This is a genomic window from Pseudoalteromonas sp. PA2MD11 (assembly GCF_017808125.1).
Lineage (GTDB): Bacteria > Pseudomonadota > Gammaproteobacteria > Enterobacterales > Alteromonadaceae > Pseudoalteromonas > Pseudoalteromonas simplex.
This window is the reverse complement of record NZ_JADKNF010000019.1, coordinates 38,040-59,080: the sequence shown is the minus strand read 5'-3', so window position 1 is coordinate 59,080 and position 21,041 is coordinate 38,040. Positions and strand designations below refer to the sequence as shown.

The 21,041-nt window shown below is 41.7% G+C and carries 19 protein-coding genes; 7 read left to right on the top strand and 12 right to left on the bottom strand.

The window, feature by feature from the left end; translation table 11 throughout:
* The first annotated feature begins 81 nt into the window (after positions 1-81).
* The gene (locus ISP07_RS17745) at positions 82-2,265 is read left to right on the top strand and encodes a S9 family peptidase (RefSeq protein WP_209328425.1); all 2,184 of its coding nucleotides are present in this window, start codon (positions 82-84) and stop codon (positions 2,263-2,265) included.
* A gap of 21 nt (positions 2,266-2,286) precedes the next feature.
* On the opposite strand, the gene ISP07_RS17740 is transcribed toward ISP07_RS17745, so the two are convergent.
* The 4 genes from ISP07_RS17740 to ISP07_RS17725 are packed head-to-tail and all read right to left on the bottom strand — an operon-like array spanning position 2,287 to position 5,961.
* Positions 2,287-3,762 (bottom strand): sensor histidine kinase, encoded by a 1,476-nt coding sequence (locus tag ISP07_RS17740; RefSeq protein WP_209328424.1) that lies wholly within the window; start codon positions 3,760-3,762, stop codon positions 2,287-2,289.
* Complete coding sequence (locus tag ISP07_RS17735) at positions 3,762-4,487, bottom strand: response regulator transcription factor (RefSeq protein ID WP_209328423.1); 726 nt, start codon at positions 4,485-4,487, stop codon at positions 3,762-3,764. Before ISP07_RS17735 ends, ISP07_RS17740 begins: the two co-directional genes overlap by 1 nt.
* Positions 4,488-4,545: 58 nt before the next feature.
* Positions 4,546-5,250, bottom strand: coding sequence for a spondin domain-containing protein (locus ISP07_RS17730; protein ID WP_209328422.1), 705 nt, complete (start codon positions 5,248-5,250; stop codon positions 4,546-4,548).
* A 9-nt stretch (positions 5,251-5,259) separates the two neighbouring features.
* A complete protein-coding gene (locus ISP07_RS17725) occupies positions 5,260-5,961 on the bottom strand; it encodes a spondin domain-containing protein (protein ID WP_209328421.1) in 702 nt (233 codons plus the stop codon).
* 204 nt (positions 5,962-6,165) lie between these two features.
* Between ISP07_RS17725 and ISP07_RS17720 the strand changes: the two genes are divergently transcribed.
* Positions 6,166-6,537, top strand: coding sequence for a DUF4870 domain-containing protein (locus ISP07_RS17720; protein ID WP_054554635.1), 372 nt, complete (start codon positions 6,166-6,168; stop codon positions 6,535-6,537).
* Positions 6,538-6,594: 57 nt separating this feature from the next.
* Entirely contained in the window at positions 6,595-7,029 is a 435-nt protein-coding gene (locus tag ISP07_RS17715) for a YqaA family protein (protein ID WP_209328420.1), read from the top strand.
* Here the strand turns inward: ISP07_RS17715 and folX are convergent.
* The 6 genes from folX to ISP07_RS17685 all read right to left on the bottom strand — a co-directional run bounded on the left by folX (position 7,026) and on the right by ISP07_RS17685 (position 13,837).
* Complete coding sequence (folX, locus tag ISP07_RS17710; RefSeq protein ID WP_063700626.1) at positions 7,026-7,385, bottom strand: dihydroneopterin triphosphate 2'-epimerase; 360 nt, start codon at positions 7,383-7,385, stop codon at positions 7,026-7,028. The genes ISP07_RS17715 and folX overlap by 4 nt on opposite strands.
* Before the next feature lie 2 nt (positions 7,386-7,387).
* Positions 7,388-7,942, bottom strand: a complete 555-nt coding sequence (folE, locus tag ISP07_RS17705) for a GTP cyclohydrolase I FolE (protein ID WP_054554638.1) — start codon at positions 7,940-7,942, stop codon at positions 7,388-7,390.
* Between the two features lie 18 nt (positions 7,943-7,960).
* Positions 7,961-8,680, bottom strand: coding sequence for a dihydromonapterin reductase (gene folM / locus ISP07_RS17700; RefSeq protein ID WP_166341421.1), 720 nt, complete (start codon positions 8,678-8,680; stop codon positions 7,961-7,963).
* A gap of 246 nt (positions 8,681-8,926) precedes the next feature.
* Positions 8,927-9,763 carry an ammonia-dependent NAD(+) synthetase gene (gene nadE, locus ISP07_RS17695; RefSeq protein WP_209328419.1) on the bottom strand — a complete coding sequence of 279 codons (837 nt, stop codon included), beginning with the start codon at positions 9,761-9,763 and terminating at the stop codon, positions 8,927-8,929.
* Between the two features lie 67 nt (positions 9,764-9,830).
* Positions 9,831-10,457, bottom strand: a complete 627-nt coding sequence (locus ISP07_RS17690) for a YceH family protein (RefSeq protein WP_209328418.1) — start codon at positions 10,455-10,457, stop codon at positions 9,831-9,833.
* A gap of 14 nt (positions 10,458-10,471) precedes the next feature.
* Complete coding sequence (locus ISP07_RS17685) at positions 10,472-13,837, bottom strand: ATP-binding protein (protein WP_209328417.1); 3,366 nt, start codon at positions 13,835-13,837, stop codon at positions 10,472-10,474.
* 178 nt (positions 13,838-14,015) lie between these two features.
* Between ISP07_RS17685 and ISP07_RS17680 the strand changes: the two genes are divergently transcribed.
* Positions 14,016-16,298, top strand: coding sequence for a penicillin acylase family protein (locus ISP07_RS17680; RefSeq protein WP_209328416.1), 2,283 nt, complete (start codon positions 14,016-14,018; stop codon positions 16,296-16,298).
* Here ISP07_RS17680 and ISP07_RS17675 read toward each other — a convergent pair.
* Positions 16,295-17,386 (bottom strand): GGDEF domain-containing protein, encoded by a 1,092-nt coding sequence (locus tag ISP07_RS17675; RefSeq protein WP_209328415.1) that lies wholly within the window; start codon positions 17,384-17,386, stop codon positions 16,295-16,297. The two genes, ISP07_RS17680 and ISP07_RS17675, sit on opposite strands and share 4 nt — an antisense overlap.
* Positions 17,387-17,630: 244 nt before the next feature.
* Here ISP07_RS17675 and ISP07_RS17670 point away from each other — a divergent pair, with 244 nt between their 5' ends.
* Both ISP07_RS17670 and ISP07_RS17665 read left to right on the top strand, forming a co-directional pair.
* Positions 17,631-19,163, top strand: coding sequence for a carbon-nitrogen hydrolase family protein (locus ISP07_RS17670; RefSeq protein WP_166341431.1), 1,533 nt, complete (start codon positions 17,631-17,633; stop codon positions 19,161-19,163).
* Positions 19,163-19,480, top strand: coding sequence for a DMT family transporter (locus tag ISP07_RS17665; protein WP_054554646.1), 318 nt, complete (start codon positions 19,163-19,165; stop codon positions 19,478-19,480). Before ISP07_RS17670 ends, ISP07_RS17665 begins: the two co-directional genes overlap by 1 nt.
* A 40-nt stretch (positions 19,481-19,520) precedes the next feature.
* Here ISP07_RS17665 and ISP07_RS17660 read toward each other — a convergent pair whose 3' ends face one another.
* Positions 19,521-20,399: a DMT family transporter gene (locus ISP07_RS17660; RefSeq protein ID WP_105181990.1), complete on the bottom strand. Its 879-nt coding sequence runs from the start codon at positions 20,397-20,399 to the stop codon at positions 19,521-19,523.
* 235 nt (positions 20,400-20,634) lie between these two features.
* Here ISP07_RS17660 and ISP07_RS17655 point away from each other — a divergent pair, with 235 nt between their 5' ends.
* Positions 20,635-21,018: an MAPEG family protein gene (locus ISP07_RS17655; protein WP_209328414.1), complete on the top strand. Its 384-nt coding sequence runs from the start codon at positions 20,635-20,637 to the stop codon at positions 21,016-21,018.
* Positions 21,019-21,041: the final 23 nt, after the last annotated feature.

Below are 21,041 nucleotides of genomic sequence, written 5' to 3'. Positions count from 1 at the left end.
TGCTTCACAAAGGCTACTTATAAATTCACGGTTAATTACTTATATTAGGGACTTAATAATAAAAATTAATTTAGGATCCCTATGAAAGTTGGCCACTCACTTTGTCTCGCGGCACTCTCTTTAGCTATTTTAACTGCCTGTAATAAAGCACCTGATGACTCAAATGAAAAAGATACAATAAAACAATCGGCTGCAACTGAGTCGATTCAAATAGCAGCTCCCGTTGCTAAAAAAATACCTCATGAAATGACCATTCATGGTGACACACGTATCGATAACTACTACTGGATGCGTGATGATGAGCGCAAAGATGCCGCTGTTATTGCTCATTTAAATGCTGAAAATGCGTATGTTGAAAGCAAATTGGCACATACTCAAACGCTACAAAACACCCTTTTCGAAGAGCTTAAAGGACGTATTGAAAAGGATGACGATACCGTACCGACAAAAAAAGGGGATTATTATTATTTCTCACAAACGCGTGGTGATGATGAATATCCGGTTTATGTGCGTAGCCAAGATAGTCAAGGAGAGGGTAAGCAAGTTATTTTAAATGTAAATGAGCTTGCTAAAAATCATGATTACTTTGCTGTCACCGGTTTAGCTGTGAGTCCAAATGGCAATTTACTTGCTTACGGTGAAGATACAGTTAGTCGTCGCATTTACACAATTAAAGTTAAAGATTTAACCACAGGTAAAATGCTCACAGAGAGCCTTGAAGGCACGGAAGGTGATGTCGTGTGGGCTAATGACAACAAAACCTTTTACTATATCAAAAAAGACTTACAGACGCTGTTAGGCTACCAAGTATATCGCCATACGCTAGGTACCCCGCAAGCCGACGATGAGCTGGTTTACGAAGAGACAAACACTAGTTATTACACCGGTATCTACAAGAGTAAAGACCAACAAGATATTTATATTAGTCATGGCAGTACTAGTGCGTCGGGTGTCTCGGTTATTGATGCCAATGATGTCAAAGCAATGCCGAAACGTTTTATTGAACGTGAAGCTGGGCTTGAATATGATATTCAAAAATTAGGTGATTGGTATTATATCGTTACCAATTTAAATGCGGTTAACTTCCAACTGATGAAAGTGCACCGTGATAAGGCTAATGATAAAGCCAATTGGCAAACGGTTATTGCTGGTCGCGATAAGGTTAAATTTGAGGGTATTGAGTTATTTAACAATCACTTGGTTTATGAAGAACGTGAAATGGGGCAAACCCGTATCACTATTCGTGACCTTCGCAACCAACAAGAGCAAATAGTTGCGTTTAATGATCCAACGTATATGGTTTTTAGCTATGGTAATAGTGAGTTAGATAACCCTAATTTACGTGTTTACTATTCAAGTATGACAACCCCAGGTAGTAGCTACGATATCAACCTCGAAAGTGGCGAAAAAACACTGCTTAAACAGCGTACAGTATTGGGTGATTTCAACCCGAGCAATTACAAATCTGAACGCATATATGTAACTGCTCGAGATGGTGTTGATGTTCCAGTGAGCCTTGTTTATCGAAAAGATAAGTTTAAAAAAGATGGCTCTAATCCGCTTATGCAATATGGCTATGGTTCGTATGGTGCGACCATGGATCCAAGCTTTTCTAGTTCACGATTAAGCTTACTCGATCGTGGTTTTGTATTTGCAATTGCACATATCCGTGGCTCGCAGATGTTGGGTCGTCCTTGGTACGAAGACGGCAAGTTACTTCATAAACAAAACAGCTTTAATGACTTTGTTGATGTGACTAAATCATTGGCTGCTCAAAAATATGCAGATAAAGATAATGTTTTTGCCATGGGTGGCAGTGCGGGTGGCTTGCTAATGGGGGCTGTTGTGAATCAAGCGCCTGAACTTTATAAAGGAGTGATTGCGGCAGTGCCTTTTGTTGATGTGGTCACGACTATGCTAGATGCCAGCTTACCACTAACAACAAATGAGTATGACGAGTGGGGTAACCCGAACGATAAAGTCTATTACGATTATATGCTGTCGTATTCGCCGTACGACCAAGTTAAGAAACAGGCTTACCCAAATATGTTAGTCACCACCGGCTTGCATGACTCTCAAGTTCAGTATTTTGAGCCAGCAAAATGGGTTGCTAAGCTGCGTGAATATAAAACCGATGATAACCTATTGCTTTTTAAAACTGACATGGAAGCAGGTCATGGCGGTGCTTCTGGGCGCTTTAAGAGCTTACAAGACACCGCTTTATATTATGCATTTATGCTAGATTTAGCGGGTATCGAAAAATAATAACAACACAGGCATCCGTGATTAAGCGGGTGCCTGCATTGCTAAATTAAAACGAAACTCACTGCCTTTTCCTAAGGTACTGCTGACGTTTATTTCACTATCCATTAGGGTGAGCAATTGCTTGCAAATAGCCAGTCCTAAGCCCGTTGAGCCTCGTTTTATGCTATTACGGGCCTGATAATGAGGTTCAAAAATAGCATTGAGTTCATCCTCATGAATACCAACCCCAGTATCAGATACTGCCACGTATAACTGATCACTTTGTTGGCTAACCTTGACGGCAATTTCACCGCCACTTGGGGTGTGTCGAATAGCATTCTCAATTAAGTTTGTTAGTACCCGCTCTAATTTTGCAATGTCTGTCGTTACGGTAAAGTCGCAAATTTCTGGGATAACCCTGAGTGAAATTCCTGCGGATTGTGCAGTGAGTGCAAGCTTTGCCACGCAATCATAAATCAACTCGCCTAAATTAAAGGTCTCTGATTGAATTTTTACTTGGCCGCACTCTAAATTAGCAAGTTCAAAAATTTGTTCGATCAGATGTTTTAATTGCTGGCAGTTATCCATTGCAAGGTTGAGGTAATGACGTTGCTCAGGCTCGTTTAAGTGGCTATCCGGTTTATTGATCACCTCAAGAAAGCCGTGCAGTGAAGATAGCGGCGTACGTAAATCATGTGATAAATGCGTAAGTAACTCACGGCGTTGTTTATCAGCTTGCTGTAATGACTGAAACTGCTCATCAATACGTGCGAGCATGGCATTGACGCCTTTGCTTAAATTGCCAATTTCATCATCAGAAGTGTAGCTAGAGTCCAATGACATTTTGGTTAGGCTGTAGTTAGCCGCTTCTATTTTATTAAGCTCTTTATTGAGTTTTTTGAGCGGTAAGGTGAAAAAACGAAATAACAGCAACATCGCAATAAAGAGAGCGAGTAAGGCAGCTATAAACCACATGGCAGCAAGCCAAAGGTTATCATTGGCTTTAATGTTTTTAAGGGTGGTATCGTAAGCTTGCCCGCCAATAATTACGTATAGATAGCCTTGCAGCTGTTGCTGATTATAAACTGGCGCGGTCGAAAATATTTTTACGCCATCCTTGCTACGCGGATCATCACCATAAATCGGCGTGGCAGTGGGGTTGTCAATCAGCTGCTGTATCGGGGTTAAGTTTATTTGTTTCCTTACGACTTGCCCCGGTTTGGCTGAATAAGTCAGTAAATGACCTTCTGGGTCTACAAAATAAAACTCAAAAGCCGGACCAAGTATCATCAGCGTGTGAAATAAGTTTTCTAGTGCATCATAGTCATACACACCTTGCTGGATCAATGGATTGTCGTGCACTAAGTGTTCGGCTAATTGAAGGTGCAAGTTTTGCTGAGCATGGTGTACAGAGCTTTGCTCTAGCTGCTTACTCCAATTTAAAACCAGTGCACACAACAGGCTAAAAATAAGCACCAATGACCAAGCCAATTTTTGATAAAGCGTCATTGATTTCATTAGTTTACACTCAATTGGCTAGGGTTTAATTTATAGCCTACGCCCCAGACTGTTTCGATAAAGGTTGCTGGGTGATGCTGCTCAAATTTACTGCGTAAACGGTTTATATGGGAATTAACCGTATGCTCGTAGCCGCTGTGTTGGTAACCCCACACTTGGTCTAGTAACTGTTGGCGGCTAAAAACATGGTTTGGGTGTTTAGCAAAATAGACTAGTAAATCGAATTCGGTGGCGGTTAAGTTAATTGCTTGGTCAGCTAAAAACGCTTGGTGGCTGGCAAATTCAATATGGAGTTCACCGAGTTGAATGACTGCTTGAGCGCTATCTTCATGATGTGATTGGGCTGCCATAAGTTGTGACCTATGCCGTAATTGTGTTTTTATTCGTGCTTGTAACTCTCTGGCGAAGAACGGCTTGCAAATGTAATCATCAGCGCCCATTTCCAGGCCAATCACTCTGTCCATATCGCTACTGAGTGCAGTTAGTAAAATAACGGCAATGCTTGGGTAGTGCTCTTTAATTTTGCGGCATAAGCTCAAGCCATCCATTTGTGGTAGATTGATATCGAGTAGCACCAAGCCGTAACTTGAGCTGGCAAGCTTCTTTATTGCAGCTTCAGCGCTCGAGGCTTCATCAATATGTAGGTTTAGGCAGTGTAATTGTGTGCTGATAAGTTGGCGTATTGCTCTATCATCTTCGACGATTAATAATTTTTCTTGGCGCATTGCTCACTCCAAATCACAGAGGCACATCCTTATGACCTCGGTGTAAGGAGTGCGATTATTATTGCGTCCGCGTTATGGTGAACCGAGCAACCGGGTTATCAAACTTATGCTGACTGGTGAGCACTGAGTTTGTCAGGCCATCATTTTGGCTGACCACACCTGGGTGCATTGCAACACGGTCAATATCGTCGCGCATTTCGTTGTAACCTTCGCCAGAATCAGCAGGGCCGGGGATTGTCCCAGCTGCTTCAGAGTTAGCTTCGGTGCCTGCATCATAAGCAAAACTAGTACGTGACAGTGACTCATTTACCGCTAACGAAGACACGTCTATAGCATTAAGACCGGTAAACGCGTCATTTGTATTCACCAACATGGTCGCTAAGCTGATTTTTAATTCATCAAGCTGCTCAGTACTCAGCATTATAGTGACTTGCTCTCCTGGAGGGAGTGGACTCTCCGCTGAGCTTGAGGCCATAGCAAAATCAGTTGCTAATAATTCACTGTTATCTCCTCCTTCAGCCATTAATTCGAGGGCAGCTGAAGCTGGTTCACCTATTTGCCAAAGCATACCCTCAGAGTGAGCAATGGCTGCAATCGGTGACAATGGTTGGGCATTGGTTAAATTTGTAACTTGTACAGTAAATTCATAGCTCATAGCGGGCGTTACAGGATCTGTTACTTCCACCTCGTTATTATCTGAGTCCCCACAGGCCGCAAGGCCGGCACTTAATGCGAGGATAATTAAGCTTTTTGAAAAGCGCATAATAACCTCCTATTTAACCGTAACTGTTAGCATCGCAACTGGGTTTAACCATCTGTGCACGGTGTTATCAAGGTCACTCATACCTGCCTCTAAATCGTCGTCACCTAAATTACCCGGATGAATATGCACCATCATATTTGTTTCGCTGCTGGTGACGCCGCTGCCATTTATTCCTGCATTGCCACCCGGTGCGGCTGGAATACCTGGCGTGCCCGGCATGCCTGAACCCTCAGCAACAAGCTCATCATTAGCTTCGGTGCCTGCATCATAGGCATTGAGATAAATAGTGTAGGTGCCAGCTTCTGTTGGGATCATCCAACTATCTAAACCCACAAAGCCATCATTGGTAGGCAGCAGCATGGCTGTGAGCGATAAGTAATTATTGCCATCGCTGGTAGATAAGCTCGCCATCGTTGAACTTGCTGGCGCCAATAGGCCTTCAGCTGGGTTGGCAACCATGTCACTGTTTGCAGCTGTGGCTTCACTCATTAATGGCTCGATATTACCACCCTCAGCCATTGTCTGTAGTGCTGTAGAAGCAGGCATAGCAACGCTAAAGAGTTTACTGTCACTGTTATGAGCCGTAATGAGAATAGGGGTAAAGTGTAAACCTTGCGTGAGGTTAGTCAGTTTTATATCAAGCTCAGCTGCTTGGCTTGTAAGGCTAGTTACTGCGCATGCAGCGAACAAAGTTAAAGGTAAAGCTTTCATGTGAGATTCCTGTTTTTGATGATTCAAAATCAGTATCGAATAGCAATATCCAAAAACCTTCACGAAGTTATCACATTTTTATCACGGCATTGATTACAGCCTTTTTGCTGGTTGAGAGTTTTAAATTTAATCAATTTAGCTAGGGTAAAATGCTATTAAGGTTTATAGTAAAGAGACAAATAGACCCATAACAAGGAATTTAAAATGGATGATAATCAAAAAGTTGAAATAATTGTGGCAGATAAAGACCAGCGCACTTGGGCAATGTTTTGTCACTTAAGTGCCTTAGCTGGTTTACTTTTTCCGTTTGGCTCGGTGATTGGGCCTTTGATTGTTTGGCTTGTAAAAAAAGAAGAAATGCCGCTCGTTGCTGAGCATGGTCGCAAGTCATTAAACTTTCAATTAACCATGATGATTGCTTACATTGTCTGCTTTATGCTGATGTTTGTTGTCGTTGGTGTCATTCTGCTGCCATTGGTTGCGCTATTCTCATTGATTATGGTGGTAGTATCGGCGATTAAAGCCAACGATGGTAAAGAAGTTAAATATCCAATGGCGATAGAATTTATAAAGTAAACTAATTGCCATATACTAAAAGCTCAGCCATTTGCTGAGCTTTTTTATGTGATGTTTATGGCCTACTTATCGTTATTTTTCAGCGCATTTATTGCAGCTACCCTATTACCTAGCTCTTCAGAATTAGTGATGACCGCTATGATAGCCAGTGGTGACTATTTAATTTGGCTATTATGGTTAAGTGCAACCGTGGGCAATGTGCTTGGGAGCTGTGTTAATTATTGGCTGGGCACGCAAGTCATGCGATTTAAAGACCGTAAATGGTTTCCCGTTTCACATAAGTCGATAGACAAAGCCGAACAGCAATTTAATAAGTACGGTATTTACAGTTTGCTGTTTGCTTGGCTGCCTATTGTCGGCGACCCGTTAACGGTAGTTGGCGGAATTTTTAGGGTTCAGTTTCCAATCTTTTTGTTACTCGTGACCCTAGGCAAAGGCGCACGTTATTTAGCTGTGCTTGCCTTTGCTCTTGGACTTGATAAATTATTTTAACCTTTTAACCAATCAAGGGTCAGTGATACTGAGTCGGCAAAACGCAGCGCGTGCGGTTTATCAACGCGCACTTTGGCATAGTGAACACTTTGATGCTGGTGGCAAATTGCTAAAATCTCAGCAACTAATTTTTCTAACAGCAAAAAGTGGCCTTCCTCTACAAGACTGATCACTTCTTTGGTAATAGTCTTGTAGTTTAGCGCTTTATCAACCGCATCAGTTTCACAGGCTTGATCTGCAGGGTAGTGGATTTCTAAGTTAATCACTACATCTTGTTTTTTCTCACGTTCCTCAGGATTAAAACCAATAAAGGTTCGTAGCCTGAGGTTAGTGACATTAATAATTGCGTTGGCCATCATTACCCTCTAACTAGTTGTAAAAACTCGTTACGGGTTTTTGGATCGGCTCTGAAGTTACCTAACATAACTGATGTACGCATGCTTGAATTTTGTTTTTCAACGCCGCGCATCATCATACACATGTGTTTTGCTTCAACGATTACGCCAACACCTTTCGCACCAGTTACTTCTTCAACCGCTTTAGCAATTTGATGAGTTAATTGTTCTTGAATTTGAAAACGACGCGCATACATATCAACAATTCGCGCAAACTTCGATAAACCAAGTACTTTGCCGTTAGGAATATAAGCAATATGACAGCGGCCAACAAACGGTAATAAGTGATGTTCACACATAGAGTAAAGCTCAATGTCTTGGATTAAAACCATATCATCGGCGTCTGAAGTGAATACCGCATTGTTGGTGATCTCGTCTAACGTTTGACGATAACCTTTAGTCAGGTACTCCATTGCTTTTGCAGCGCGCTTCGGTGTGTCGAGTAATCCTTCACGAGCAGGATCTTCACCTACCGCAGTAATTATTTGTTGGTAACTGTTTTTTAAATCATCGTGCATAGCTTTCTCAGTAATTCGTTATTTTAAATGTCTGCCACCATCAACAGGCATAGAACGACCTGTGATGTAGTGGCTGCTTAGTATTAGTTCTACGCTGTTAATAATCTCGGCGCAGCCGGGCTCAATGCCCATTAGCGATTTCTTTAATGTTTTGGCTTTGTATTCGTCGCTATCGTGCTCGTTAAAAATGATCAGCGAGGGAGCGATAGCATTCACTTTAATGGCCGGTGCAAATTTAGCGGCAAACGACTTTGTTAAATTATCAAGCGCCGCTTTACTTGCTGCATAAGCAAGGTGCTTAGGACTGCCTTTTTCAACAACATAGTCAGTTAAATGAATAATATCTGCGGCTTGGCCACTGTTTTGCTGATAATGCAGTAGCAAGTCAGAGGCTGCTAAATTAATTAAATAGGGCGCTTTGGCATGAATACGCATCATGTTATCAAATAGGTCAGCGTAATCGTGATTATTTGCTTCGCAATCCCAGCTAGATGCATTATGAATAATTGCCTTGAGCTGGTTGGTATGCGCTTTTAATTCTTCAATAAAGTGCCCGATAGCTTGGTCACTATTAAAATCTGCATGGATACAAATAGCGCCTTTGCCTGCAAGCACATCAATTGCTGCATGGCGGGTACGATAAGTGACTATGATTTCTTGCCCTTGCGATAATAAGTGCTCGGCCAGAGCGAGTCCAATACGTTGGCCTGCGCCGGTAATTAAGATGGGCGATGACATAAGCTAATATAAAACCTTAGATTTTTGATTTGAAATATAATGTTTTTACTGTAACAACTATAAACCAAATTACAGAACTATTTCATCTTTACTGCAATCATGTTGCTAACTTTTACGTCAGGCATGATGCTCTAGATCATTTTGTGAAGCTGATAATCAGTGATTGAAGGTTTTGAATATTGCTAAGGGGTGCGGGAGGAGTAGAAAAGGGCAATTATTATTGCCCTCGCAATGTTTAAACTACCCTTAAAGCTCGTCGTAAACGGTTGGGATTGCTTGGCGTTTATGTTGAGTACGTAAGTAAATTGCTGTTAGCTTTTCTTCGACTTCATTGCTGACTTCTTTACCCTCTAAGAAGTCATCAATTTGTTCGTAGGTTAGGCCTAGCGCTTCTTCGTCAGTCAGACCTGGGCGATCACACTCTAAATCGGCCGTTGGGGCTTTATTTACCAGTACTGCTGGTGCTCCCAAATGCTCAGCAAGTGCACGAACTTGACGCTTTGATAAACCAAATAACGGCGCTAAATCACATGCACCGTCACCAAACTTGGTGTAAAAACCCGTGATGTTTTCAGCACTGTGATCGGTACCAACCACTAAGCCTTGGCAGAAACCAGCAATTTCATACTGCGCAACCATGCGCTGGCGTGCCTTCACATTGCCTTTGATAAAGTCAATTTTAGCTTGCTCTGGTAACTCAGCACCACCACCAACAACCGCGGCCATTGCTTGTTCATGCATGCCATCGACAGCCGCTTTAATGTTAACCGTCATACGCTTGCTTGGCTTAATGAAATCAACAGCCATTTGTGCTTCATCTTCATCTGCTTGAATGCCATAAGGTAAGCGCACAGCAATAAATTGATATTTGCTGGTGTTGTATTCTTGGTTTAATTCATCAACCGCTAATTGGCATAAGCGGCCACAGGTTGATGAGTCAACACCGCCACTGATCCCTAATACAAGTGAGCGAGAGTGCGCAGCAATAAGTCGGCTTTTAAGAAAGTTAACGCGACGGGTAATTTCCGCTTTTACATCAATAGTTGGTTGGACTTTCATTTCCGCCAGAATGTCGGCACGCATGGTAGAGCTCCTATTTTTCGTTGTGGTTGTCAGCGTTTTTTACATTATGTTATGGGCGCGGTTTTTATTAAAGACCTAAATGCGCTTTTATTTCGTTGACTTGCTGCTTAAGATCTTCGATTTCGCTCAGTAATTGTTGCACTTCACTGTTGTTATCCTGCATCGGCTCACTAGCAGCCATATCCTCAGTGATGCTGTCTGGGTCAACAAATAAGTGCATATAGCGGCTCTCTCGTTTGCCTGGCTCTCGTGCTAAGCGTGCAATATGTTCTTGCTCAATGAGTGTATTTAATGCGGCTTCAACTTCATTGACATTGCTAAACTCAGCTAGTCGGTTGCTGCGCGTTCTTAGCTCTCCCGGTGTTTGTGGGCCGCGTAGAAGCAGTAAACAAATAATGGCGCGTTGCTGCTCAGTAAATTGCAAACTGCCAAATTCGGTATTACAAAAGCGGTGAGCATATTTATTAACCCGCCCTGACAACCCTTCATCAAGAGTTACTAAGCGTGATGCAATAAGCTCATCTAGGGTATCTTGTACTTGCGCCTCAGTGAGAGACAGCACCGGTTCACGGTTAGATTTTTGATTACATGCATTAGTGAGGGAGTTTAAAGATAACGGATAATGTTCGGGTGTTGTACTTTGCTTTTCGAGTAAACAGCCAATAACGCGTTGTTGTATCGATGATAATTGCATGATTTTATTTCTCTTTAATGTGCTGCACTTAGCCAAATTGCTAATTTTTTATTTAATGAGTCAAAGTTAAGGGGTTTTGTTAAATAATCATCCATGCCAGCATCTAAACAGCGTTCTTTGTCACCCTGCATTGCATTGGCAGTTAGTGCAACAATATTGACTTTCTGATGTGCTTCGCCAGCTTTTCCTAATCTTATTGCCTTTGTTGCTTGATAGCCGTCCATTTCTGGCATTTGGCAGTCCATTAGCACTAGTTCGTAAGGGGCATTCTCATTATTTGCTAGTTTTGTTATTGCCTCAAGACCATTTTCAGCAATGTCAAAACTAATACCTGCTTGTTTGAGTAAGGCGCCAGCAACCACTTGGTTAACTTTATTATCTTCGACTAATAAGACGCGAGATGATGTACTCGAAGCTGGCATGGAAATTTTAGCGGTGCTTTGTTCTTTATTTACTTGTTGTTGTTCAATGTACTTTTCGTTAGCCAAAGAGTTAAATAAGTCTGAAGGGGTTAAAGGTTTAAATATAATACTTTGCGCTTCTAAAGTTTGTTTAGATTGCTCTTCAGTTAGGCTCATAGGTGCCATTAAAATACATTTACATGCATTGTTATTATAATATTTTTGGAACGCTCGCTGCTCTGATTGTTCTGCTTGCATATAAAGTTGGTAATCTATAAAAACTGCATCGCAAGGTGGCTCTTGAGAGTGGGCCGCACGGTTAATTAAGCTTGGCATATTGCCAATAACTTCAACTTTTGCTCCCCATAATTGCAATTGTTTTTTAGTAATGCTGCTACTGAGCTTGCAGTTGTCAGCAATTAAAATACGTTTTTTATCAATTAAGTGACTTGGCTCATGCAGCTGCTTTTGGTAGTCAAATTTTACTTTAATTGAGAAATTGAACGTGCTGCCTTCTCCATAAGAACTGACAACATTTACATCGCCGCCCATTAGAGTACAAAGCTGTTTAACAATGGCAAGACCAAGGCCTGTGCCGCCATATTGCCGGGTAGTTGAAGCATCAGCTTGAGTAAAAGAATCAAAAAGAGTTGCTTGTTTTTCTGGTTTTATGCCTAAGCCATTATCAACAACAGAGCAATTCAGATATAACTCGTTATCAGCAGTTTCAAGTTTGGCTATCACGACTATCTCACCGTCTTTTGTGAATTTAACTGCATTACCTATTAGGTTATTGATGATTTGCCTAATACGATTTGGGTCGCTTATGATAAATTCACGTTTGATATGAGTTGCATCTAGTAATAGTTTGGTATTGTTTTGCTCTGCTTTTATAGCAAATGATTCAATGGTATCGCCTAGAAGTTTAGATATATTAAAACTCACGTTTTCGATATCGAGCTTACCAGCTTCAATTTTTGAAAAGTCTAAAATATCATTGATAATATGCAGTAATGACTCTGCTGATGACTGTGCCAATTCAAGATGATGGCTTTGTTGTTTATCTAATTTTGTTTGTTTAATGATATTAAGCATGCCAATAACCCCATTCATCGGGGTGCGGATTTCATGGCTCATACTTGCTAAAAATTCACCTTTTATTTTTACTGCTTGTTCTGCTGCATTTTTCGCTTGAACTAGCTGATGTTCAGTTTCTATACGCTGTTGGCTTGCATGTAAGCTACCAATAAGTGCCGCAACTGCAATTAAAAAGCTTTCCTCGTTTTTACTCCAATGTCGTCTTGATGCGCTGTTCTCTGCGCACACCACCCCCATACTTTTACTTCCAGTCGGGATGATTGCAGTAAGCATGGAGCGAATATCAGCGCGATCAAAATAATTGCTAGCTAACTCCTTGGTAAACGGGTGGTGATATGCATCACTCGCATTTATAACGGCGTTATTGTTAATGGCATCAAAATAGTTAGGGTGTTCTATTTGCTGTAACGACACAGCCCGACTAAAACGCGATTGATTTTGATCATGACTAGCAAACGAGTTAAGCGTTTGTCGGTCTTCGCTAAATAACCAAATGCTTGCTCGATCAACCTCTAGTGCTTGGCATATCGCTTTTACAATTACATGCTTAGATAAGTTTAAATTACCCGTTAAGACGGCTTCGTGAACAGTTAATGAGGCAAGTATTTCGTTGTGCAAGGCAATTTTATTGTTTTCAAGCTCAACGCGTTTGCGAGCATCTATGTTTTGTAATGACCCAAATAGTTTGATACAGCGGCCATTCTTATATTCAGATTCGCCATGCGCTAAAACCCAGATAGCTTCGCCTGATACAGTGATTATTTGCACTTGAGTTTCAAAGCTTTCACCTTCTTTTATCGCTTTTTCGATTAAGTGGCGAATTTTGTCACGGCTGTAACCGGGTTTAAAATAGTCGAGATTGGTTGGCCATTGTGGTTGTTTATTGAGTGGCAACTTAAAGATTTGTTTAGTCATATCTGACCAATAAACAGCTTTAGTCTCGAGATTAAATGACCACGCACCTACTTTTGCTAGGCTACTCATTGTTTCGAGCATTCGCTCGCTTTTGTATTGGCGCTCGAGCATTTTTAAAAAGAACACACAAGCACCCGCAAATAATATACATACGATAATTATGGCGATACGTAACGGCCAAATGGCTGATTTTGGTGGATGCCAACCTGCTTTCGGAACAGCATACATACGCCAATTCCCGCCAGGGAAATTAATGCCAAAATTAAGTGGTGTGTCATTTAAAATAGCGCTATTTCCGTAGAAAAATTCCCCCTCAGCACCTAACCCGTTGCGACCCTGTAACGCTATGTCGTAGTGCTTATTTAAAGCTAGAAGCCCCGAATTGTTATAAACTTTATCAATATCGAGTACGACAGAAAGTAATCCCCAAAAGTGCTGTTCTGGTGGTGTAAAAATAGGCATGCGAGCTATTAAGGCTTGACCGCCTTGTACTAGTTCTAAGGGACCTGCCATGACAATTTTGTTTTCATCGCGCGCCTTAATTGCATCGTCTCGCTGCGCGGCGTTTTCTAGAAAATTGAGACCAATTGATTTCTCATTTCCTTTTAGTGGGTAAGTCATCTGAATGATCATGTTTGGTGCAGCGCCGATATTTCTTAATTCTGAAGAGGTTTCGAATAATGGCGTGGCAATTTGAGAAAAGCGGCTTTGATTTAAATTTGGCTCAGCAGCAACTGCGACGGCAAGGCCGCGAACAAGTTGAATATTAGAGATTAGAGTCGCCTCTAACTTTGCACGGTAAGCGCTAACTCGCGCAATCTCCTGAGCACGGAATGCATCTTTTTCTCGGCTATAGTTTAATTGATCGATGATTAAGCCAATTAAGATAACTAGCGCAAGTGAAAACCAAAAGGCTAACTTTAGTTTTTGCAGTTTTTTATTATCGGTTTCAGTTGCTAATGGCATGAGAAAGATTGATTTCTAAACTATTTCCCTACTATAGACAATTTCTGAGGCAATTAACAATCATCAGCTAATCAAGAAAACTAAATTTAAATATTTGGATAGCAACACTATTTTTTCACAAAACTCAGGTTAATATAGCAGGTTAATACAGTGTTACTTTAGCGCAAGGGTAAATGGCATGTTCAAGATAATCAAATGGTTATTAATAGGTTTGTTCGTTGTGGTGTTACTCGCAACAGGGCTTGTTTATGGTGTATTAAATCTAAGTTTACCGGCTCTTGATGGCCGGGGTAAAAGCGACGCTATTTCGCAATCAGTAAAGATTGAACGAGACACTTTAGGGCAGGCTGTTATTCATGCCGAAAACCGTTTAGATGTAGCCTATGCTCTTGGCTTTGCGCATGGTCAGGACCGATTCTTTCAAATGGATTTACTGCGCCGTAATGCCGCAGGTGAGCTTAGTGAATTATTTGGTAAAGCTGCTGTTGGGCTTGATAAAAAAATGCGTTTTCATCAGTTACGCAAACGTAGTCAGATTGCTGTTGCGCAGTTACCAGCAAAAGATAAAGCGCTATTAAAAGCTTACGCGAATGGGGTTAATGAGGGTCATGCGCAAGTAGGTTTCGATAGTTTTGAATATTTACTGACTGGCGCTGAAGCAAAACCTTGGCAAAGTGAAGACAGCTTACTAATCATTTTTAGTATGTATTTAGATTTGCAAACGGCTACCTTTGAACGCGACAAAACACTAATCGAAATCGAAGATCTATACGGTAAGGCGATGGTCGACTTTATTACTCAGCCTAGCCTTTATCAAGCGGCGCTCGATAACAGCCTATTAGCACCTTATAACGGCGGTATTCCAAATCTCAAAGACGCTCAATGGGCTATGACTGAGATTGCAGAGCGCAAGGAGCTTGGTAGTAATAACTGGGCAGTTACTGGGCAGTTAACTGAAACTGGTGCTGCAATGTTGTCAGACGATATGCACTTATCATTTGCAGTACCAATCATTTGGTACCGTGCCCAGCTCAATTACCCACTTAATGGTGAAATGCAGCAAATCACCGGTGTGTCACTACCTGGCGCTCCGGCAATTGTAGTTGGTACCAATAATAAAATAGCGTGGGGGTTCACCAATGGTTACCTAGATACAGCCGATTGGATAGCCCTTGAGAGTAAAGAGAAAACGTGGCAGATAGATGAACCCATCTTACTCAATGACGGCAGCATTGAAAATTATGCTTTAACCATGAGTGAATATGGCCCAGTAAAAGAAATTAATGGCAAACCATACGCACTAAGTTGGGTTGCTCACCATGAGTATGCGGTTGATATGGAATTACTTAAGCTTGAGCAAGCAAGTACGGTTGATGATGCACTAGCGCTTGCGGCTGAGGTGGGTATTCCTGTCCAAAATTTAATGGTTGTTGATGATCAAGGGAACGCCGCTTGGAAGAATATGGGAGCCGTTCCAGCCCGTAAAGAGCCCCATCAATTGGCGGTGGCTGAGCAAGCGTATCCTGCAGCGTGGCATGAAAACGAAACGCTGCGTCCATTTGTTAAAAACCCAGACAGTGGCCGATTATGGACGGGTAACTCACGCGTTGTTTCCGCAGAGGATGACCAGCGCTTTGGTAATGGTGCTTATGCCATGGGGGCTCGCTCGGCACAAATTCGCGATCGTTTATTTGAAAAGCAACAGTTCAACGAACAAGATTTTTATGACTTACAACATGATAATGAAGCTCGATTCTTAACAGCTTGGCACAAACTGCTGGTCAAACAACTCAGCAACGCAGGCGATAAATATGCGCTGTATTTAAAAGAGCTAAATAATTGGCAGGCGTGTGCTTGTAGCGATTCAATTGGTTATACCTTAGTAAAGCGTTACCGCAGTGAAGTAATTAATGGTTTATTTAGTCCATTAGAGAATAAGCTAAAAGCCCTCGACAGTAGCTTAAAGCCAGTAAAACGAGACTTAGAGCCTGCTGTTTGGCAACTTATCGAAGTGCAGCCTGAAGCATGGTTAAACCCAGAGTATGCAAACTGGAATCAGCAAATGCTAGCTGCATTTGATCGCGTTATCACTAAACTAACCGAGCAGTACGGTAACAACCCGCACAGCTGGGAGTGGGGTAAGGTCAACGAGTTAGTGATTGAGCACCCATTTGCCAAGCAAATACCGGTACTTAAAAGCTTATTGAATATGCCTACGGCGCCTGGGTTTGGTGATACCTTTATGCCTTCAGTACAAGGTCGTAGTTTTGGTGCTTCGCAGCGCTTTATTGTTCAACCTGGGCATTTAGATAAAGCGATTATGGCTATTCCGGGTGGGCAATCTGGGCATCCATTGTCAGAATTTTATCGTGCCGGGTTTAACGATTATGTCAGTAATGGTTTAACGCCATTATTGCCGCAAGAGATTGCACATAGCATTACTATTGAGGCAATTAATTAATCTTCATTTTCAAAAAATGTACTTTGAGCATGCACTATCGTGGTCTTATTACGGCCAGAGTGCTTGCTCTCATACAGCGCTGAATCTGCATACTGCAGCATTTTTTCTATGGGAGTAAGGGGTTGCCATTCGATTAAACCAAAGCTCATAGTTACTTTTAAATCCGGACAATCAGGGTGAGCTTCCAATGCTGCTATTTTTGTACGCAAAGCTTCAATTTTTGCAAAGGCTTGGCGTTCATTAGATTGAGTAAGTATTAGTAAAAACTCTTCTCCGCCCCAACGAACTGCAATATCATCCTCGCTCATGAATTCACTGATGAGTCGTGAAATATTCACTAAAATAGTATCACCTTTATCATGCCCGTAATTATCATTGATTCTTTTAAACTGATCGATGTCTGCCATGGCCATGCAAAGAGGGCTGTTATTATTTATGCAATTTTTGCGTGCATTCATAATTAGCTTTTTAGCAAAGCGGCGATTGAAAAGTTTTGTAAGAGGATCCCGGGCTGCCATTTCCGTTAACTCTAGTCGTTGTGAAAGAGTAATCTCTCTAATAAAACCCATGCCATAAATCATAGGTAAGCCAGCAATAATTATATTAATTATTTTAATATGGGGAAGCAGCTCAGAGTAAGCAAAAGGGTAGTTTGTATTTGAAAAAAACACATACAACAATGCAAAAGCAATGATCATTAACACGCTATACAAAGAAGCTTGCTTTAAAGTAAGTTGATAGTCGATCATTAACAGGCAAGACACAGTCCATAGATAAAATTGAAATCCTGCATCTAAGCCAAGCATTGCACAAACAATGGTTGAGTGAATAACCACTTCAAGACAAAACACACGAAGAGCTAAAGAGGTTAAACCTTGTTTGATTAGAAAAATCCCCCCAGCCCATGCACACACACTTAGAACATTTACTATTGCCAAAGTAACTGCACCAATGTGAGCGAAAACGGGAATTAGCACAACGTGGACTGCGAGTGCAAAGTAAGCAATCTTCAAAATAATAAGAAACTTAACATGCTCTATTTCTTGTAACTCTGATTGCTTAGGTTGTTTTAAGAGATGTTTTAGCAACCGGACCTCTTAGACAGCTAGGTGTAAAAACTAGTATAGATTAAAATTTAGGCTGTGAAGAATTAAAGAGATTTCTGTTTCTTTAATTCATTTAATTTAATCGGGGTTAAACACCAGTTCACTTCGTTTTTGCTAAGCTTTAAGCTTGGCAGGACTGTGAATTAATGCCACTCTAATCAAACCATCATTGATATCGGCTTGCCGTTTGCCTTGATAATATTTTCGTGCCTAAAAAGGAGTAGTTATGCCGGCGGAAAAAACGCATTTAGAGATTTGTAATCTAACTAAAGAACAGTACCCACAAATAAAGACCCTCATGGATCAAGCTTACCCTGGGCTTGGAGGTGCTTGGCCAAGCCATACAATTTTTAGGCTAATAGACCAGTTTCCGGAAGGGCAAATAGGCATTGTTGACGATGGTGTTTTAGTAGGCATCGCCTTGAGTGTACAGGTTGATTACGCGCGCTTTTCTAACCCACATACCTACGAAGATATTGTTGATGGTCACGACCGTGTATTTAGTGATCCTGAAGGTGATGCACTTTATGGTTTAGATGTGGTGATTTCATCAACTCACCGAGGGATGCGACTGGGTCGTCGCTTATACGATGCGCGTAAAGAGCTGTGCCGTCAGTATAACTTGCGCGCTATTTTAGCGGGTGGACGTATTCCGCGCTATTACAATCATAGTGCAGAGATGTCTCCGATGGAGTATATCGAAAAAGTTGACCACAAAGAGCTGTATGATCCGATTTTAAGCTTTCAGCTATCTAATGATTTCCAAGTTAAACGTTTACTTAAAAAATACCTTCCTGAAGATCAGGAGTCAGTTGGTTATGCCACTTTACTAGAGTGGAATAATATTATGTTTGAGCCGACAGATACGGTACTTGAGTCGACTAAATCAATTGTCCGTGTCGGTGCTGTACAGTGGCAAATGCGCTGTGTTGAGTCTGTGGAAGAACTGCTCAAGCAGGTGGAATATTTTGTTGATACGGTGTCTGACTATAAAAGTGACTTTATTCTGTTTCCGGAGTTTTTCAATGCCCCGTTAATGGGGCTCACTGAGCAAAGTAATCAAACGGAAGCAATTCGTTATCTGGCCGAATACACAGAAACATTCCGTGATGCGATGTCGCGCATGGCGGTTGAATACAATGCCAATATTATCACAGGCTCAATGCCGCTCGCAGAAGATGACAAGATTTATAATGTCAGCTATTTGTGCCACCGTAGCGGTAAAATTGATGAGCAGCGCAAAATTCATATTACGCCCCATGAGCAAAATGATTGGGTGATCCAAGGCGGTGACAAAATTGCGGTATTTGAAACGGATGCGGGTCGTGTCGGTATTCAAATTTGTTACGATGTAGAGTTTCCTGAATTGTCGCGTATTCTCGCTAAACAAGGGTTAGATATTTTGTTTGTGCCATTTTGGACAGATACAAAAAATAGTTACTTACGTGTACGCCATTGTGCGCAAGCACGTGCAATCGAAAATGAATGTTATGTTGTGATTGCAGGCTCGGTTGGGAACTTACCTGAAGTAGAAAGCTTAGACGTACAGTATTCGCAATCAGCAGTGCTTACCCCTTCTGACTTTTCGTTCCCGCATGATGCAACCTTGAATGAAGCAACACCGAATACCGAAATGTTGTTATTCAGTGATTTAGATATGGATAAACTGAAAATCCTTCACAGTGAAGGTACGGTAAGAAACTTAAAAGACCGCCGTGAAGATTTGTATGACGTGATCTTGAAAAAGCGAGATCAATAATGGCTTGGTTGTATTTAATTGTCGCAGGTCTGTTAGAAATTGGCTGGCCTGTTGGCCTTAAGATGTCTCAACAGGCAGACAGCCGCTGGTTAGGCATTGCAATAGCCGTCGCCTTTATGGTCGCTAGTGGCTTTATGTTGTGGTTGGCGCAAAAGGATATTCCGATGGGGACATCCTATGCTGTATGGACAGGGATCGGTGCAGCGGGCACTTTCTTGGTAGGTATTTTATTTTATGGGGATGCCGCCACATTTGGCCGCATTGCCGGAGTACTGCTGATAATTAGCGGAGTGATAACGCTCAAAATTAGTCATTAAAAAAGCGGCATAGCCGCTTTTTTAATGACTAGAAACGCACCTAATTGGGTAGCATTACCAGAATGGCTGCCAGTGCAATTAACACAAGCCCCGCCGTGTCTTGGCGTTTTAGCGGTTGTTTTAACCAAAGAATCGATACCAAAATGGTAAAGAATACTTCTATCTGCCCCAATGTTTTTACATAAGCAACATGCTGCAAGCTCATGGCGCTAAACCAACCAATAGAACCTAAACAGCTACAAACACTAACAGCGGTCGTGGTGCCTTTGTGATGCCACATTTTCTTAAATGTATCGCGCTCTTTTAATGCAATATACACGCACAGCATCAGTGTTTGTAAGCTAATTATCAGCACTAACACCCAAGCTGCTGAGTGTGGAAAAGTCAGTCCTGAATTTAAACTTGCTTCACGGATCCATGATGAAGAGAGAGCAAAAGAAGTGCCGCAAGCAAGCCCAAGCAGTGCGGTGCCCAAATTAAAGTGTTTAACATTCGCGATGCCACTTAATAGCAGTACCGCAATTGCACCAATAAATACGCCAACCCAGCCCAGTAACGACAGTGCTGAGCCAAAGAACATGACACCTAAAATGGCCGCCATTAGCGCTTCACTTTTAGCAAGCCCTGCACCGACTGCAAAGTTATTCATTTTAAACAGCTTTACCATTAAACCTGTGGCAACAATTTGGACGATACTGGCGCCAACAATGTAGCCAATAAAAGCCAGATTAAAGTCAGGAAGTGCGGCGTCTTGATATTGATAAAGTGCAAATAAATACAGGGCAGCAATTGGGCTGGCAACGATAAAGCGAGCAAGCGTTACCCCAGCAACACTCACTGTTGCACTGAGTTTGCTTTGCAGAGCATTGCGCCACGACTGCATAAATGCCGCAAAAATAGTTAAGAAAATCCAAGTCATATTGAAAATAAATTAATAAGGAGAGGCGCTTAGAGTAACAAAACCAAAGTATGAGAGCATTAGCTTATCGACCAACTTGAGAAAAACTCAGCTGTGACAATATGCCGCAGGGCTTTTATGCCGGCTTTAGACTATAGTGACAATGATGCTATTGCTGGCCGCTGCTGTTTTAAGTAGCGGCTTTTTTTTGTTTGCGGTAGGGTGAGCTATTACAGTTAAAAGATAAGGAAATATCATGACCACACTGATTATCTGCGCACTCATCGCAGTGCTCATACCTTATTTAGCTAAAGCCCCCGTGGCTTTTGCACAAAATAAGTTGTCAGGCTATGACAATAAACATCCGCGTGAACAACAAGCTAAACTAACAGGCTTTGGTGCGCGAGCATTAGCTGCACATCAAAATAGCTTTGAGTCACTAATTATTTTTGCGGTCGCGCTGGCAGTTGTAATAGGTAGCAATAATGTCTATCAGATGACAGAAACCTTAGCGATTATGCATGTTATCGCCCGCGTGTTGTATTGTATTTTCTACTACATAAACCAGGATATTTTACGTTCATTAGTTTGGCTTGTTGGCTATGTTTGTGCTGTGGCGATGATTGCTCTTTGTCTTTAGCCAAGAGCAAATAGTCAAAAACC

Excerpts from the sequence above, each read along its gene's own strand:
- ISP07_RS17660 (WP_105181990.1), bottom strand. The coding sequence starts at position 20,399 with ATGACTTGGATTTTCTTAACTATTTTTGCGGCATTTATGCAGTCGTGG.
- ISP07_RS17665 (WP_054554646.1), top strand. The coding sequence starts at position 19,163 with ATGGCTTGGTTGTATTTAATTGTCGCAGGTCTGTTAGAAATTGGCTGG.
- nadE (WP_209328419.1), bottom strand. The coding sequence starts at position 9,763 with ATGCGTGCCGACATTCTGGCGGAAATGAAAGTCCAACCAACTATTGAT.
- folE (WP_054554638.1), bottom strand. The coding sequence starts at position 7,942 with ATGCACGATGATTTAAAAAACAGTTACCAACAAATAATTACTGCGGTA.
- ISP07_RS17725 (WP_209328421.1), bottom strand. The coding sequence starts at position 5,961 with ATGAAAGCTTTACCTTTAACTTTGTTCGCTGCATGCGCAGTAACTAGC.
- ISP07_RS17655 (WP_209328414.1), top strand. The coding sequence starts at position 20,635 with ATGACCACACTGATTATCTGCGCACTCATCGCAGTGCTCATACCTTAT.
- ISP07_RS17690 (WP_209328418.1), bottom strand. The coding sequence starts at position 10,457 with ATGCAATTATCATCGATACAACAACGCGTTATTGGCTGTTTACTCGAA.
- ISP07_RS17735 (WP_209328423.1), bottom strand. The coding sequence starts at position 4,487 with ATGCGCCAAGAAAAATTATTAATCGTCGAAGATGATAGAGCAATACGC.
- ISP07_RS17740 (WP_209328424.1), bottom strand. The coding sequence starts at position 3,762 with ATGAAATCAATGACGCTTTATCAAAAATTGGCTTGGTCATTGGTGCTT.
- ISP07_RS17720 (WP_054554635.1), top strand. The coding sequence starts at position 6,166 with ATGGATGATAATCAAAAAGTTGAAATAATTGTGGCAGATAAAGACCAG.
- folM (WP_166341421.1), bottom strand. The coding sequence starts at position 8,680 with ATGTCATCGCCCATCTTAATTACCGGCGCAGGCCAACGTATTGGACTC.
- ISP07_RS17730 (WP_209328422.1), bottom strand. The coding sequence starts at position 5,250 with ATGCGCTTTTCAAAAAGCTTAATTATCCTCGCATTAAGTGCCGGCCTT.
- ISP07_RS17680 (WP_209328416.1), top strand. The coding sequence starts at position 14,016 with ATGTTCAAGATAATCAAATGGTTATTAATAGGTTTGTTCGTTGTGGTG.
- ISP07_RS17670 (WP_166341431.1), top strand. The coding sequence starts at position 17,631 with ATGCCGGCGGAAAAAACGCATTTAGAGATTTGTAATCTAACTAAAGAA.
- ISP07_RS17745 (WP_209328425.1), top strand. The coding sequence starts at position 82 with ATGAAAGTTGGCCACTCACTTTGTCTCGCGGCACTCTCTTTAGCTATT.
- ISP07_RS17715 (WP_209328420.1), top strand. The coding sequence starts at position 6,595 with ATGGCCTACTTATCGTTATTTTTCAGCGCATTTATTGCAGCTACCCTA.
- ISP07_RS17685 (WP_209328417.1), bottom strand. The coding sequence starts at position 13,837 with ATGCCATTAGCAACTGAAACCGATAATAAAAAACTGCAAAAACTAAAG.
- folX (WP_063700626.1), bottom strand. The coding sequence starts at position 7,385 with ATGGCCAACGCAATTATTAATGTCACTAACCTCAGGCTACGAACCTTT.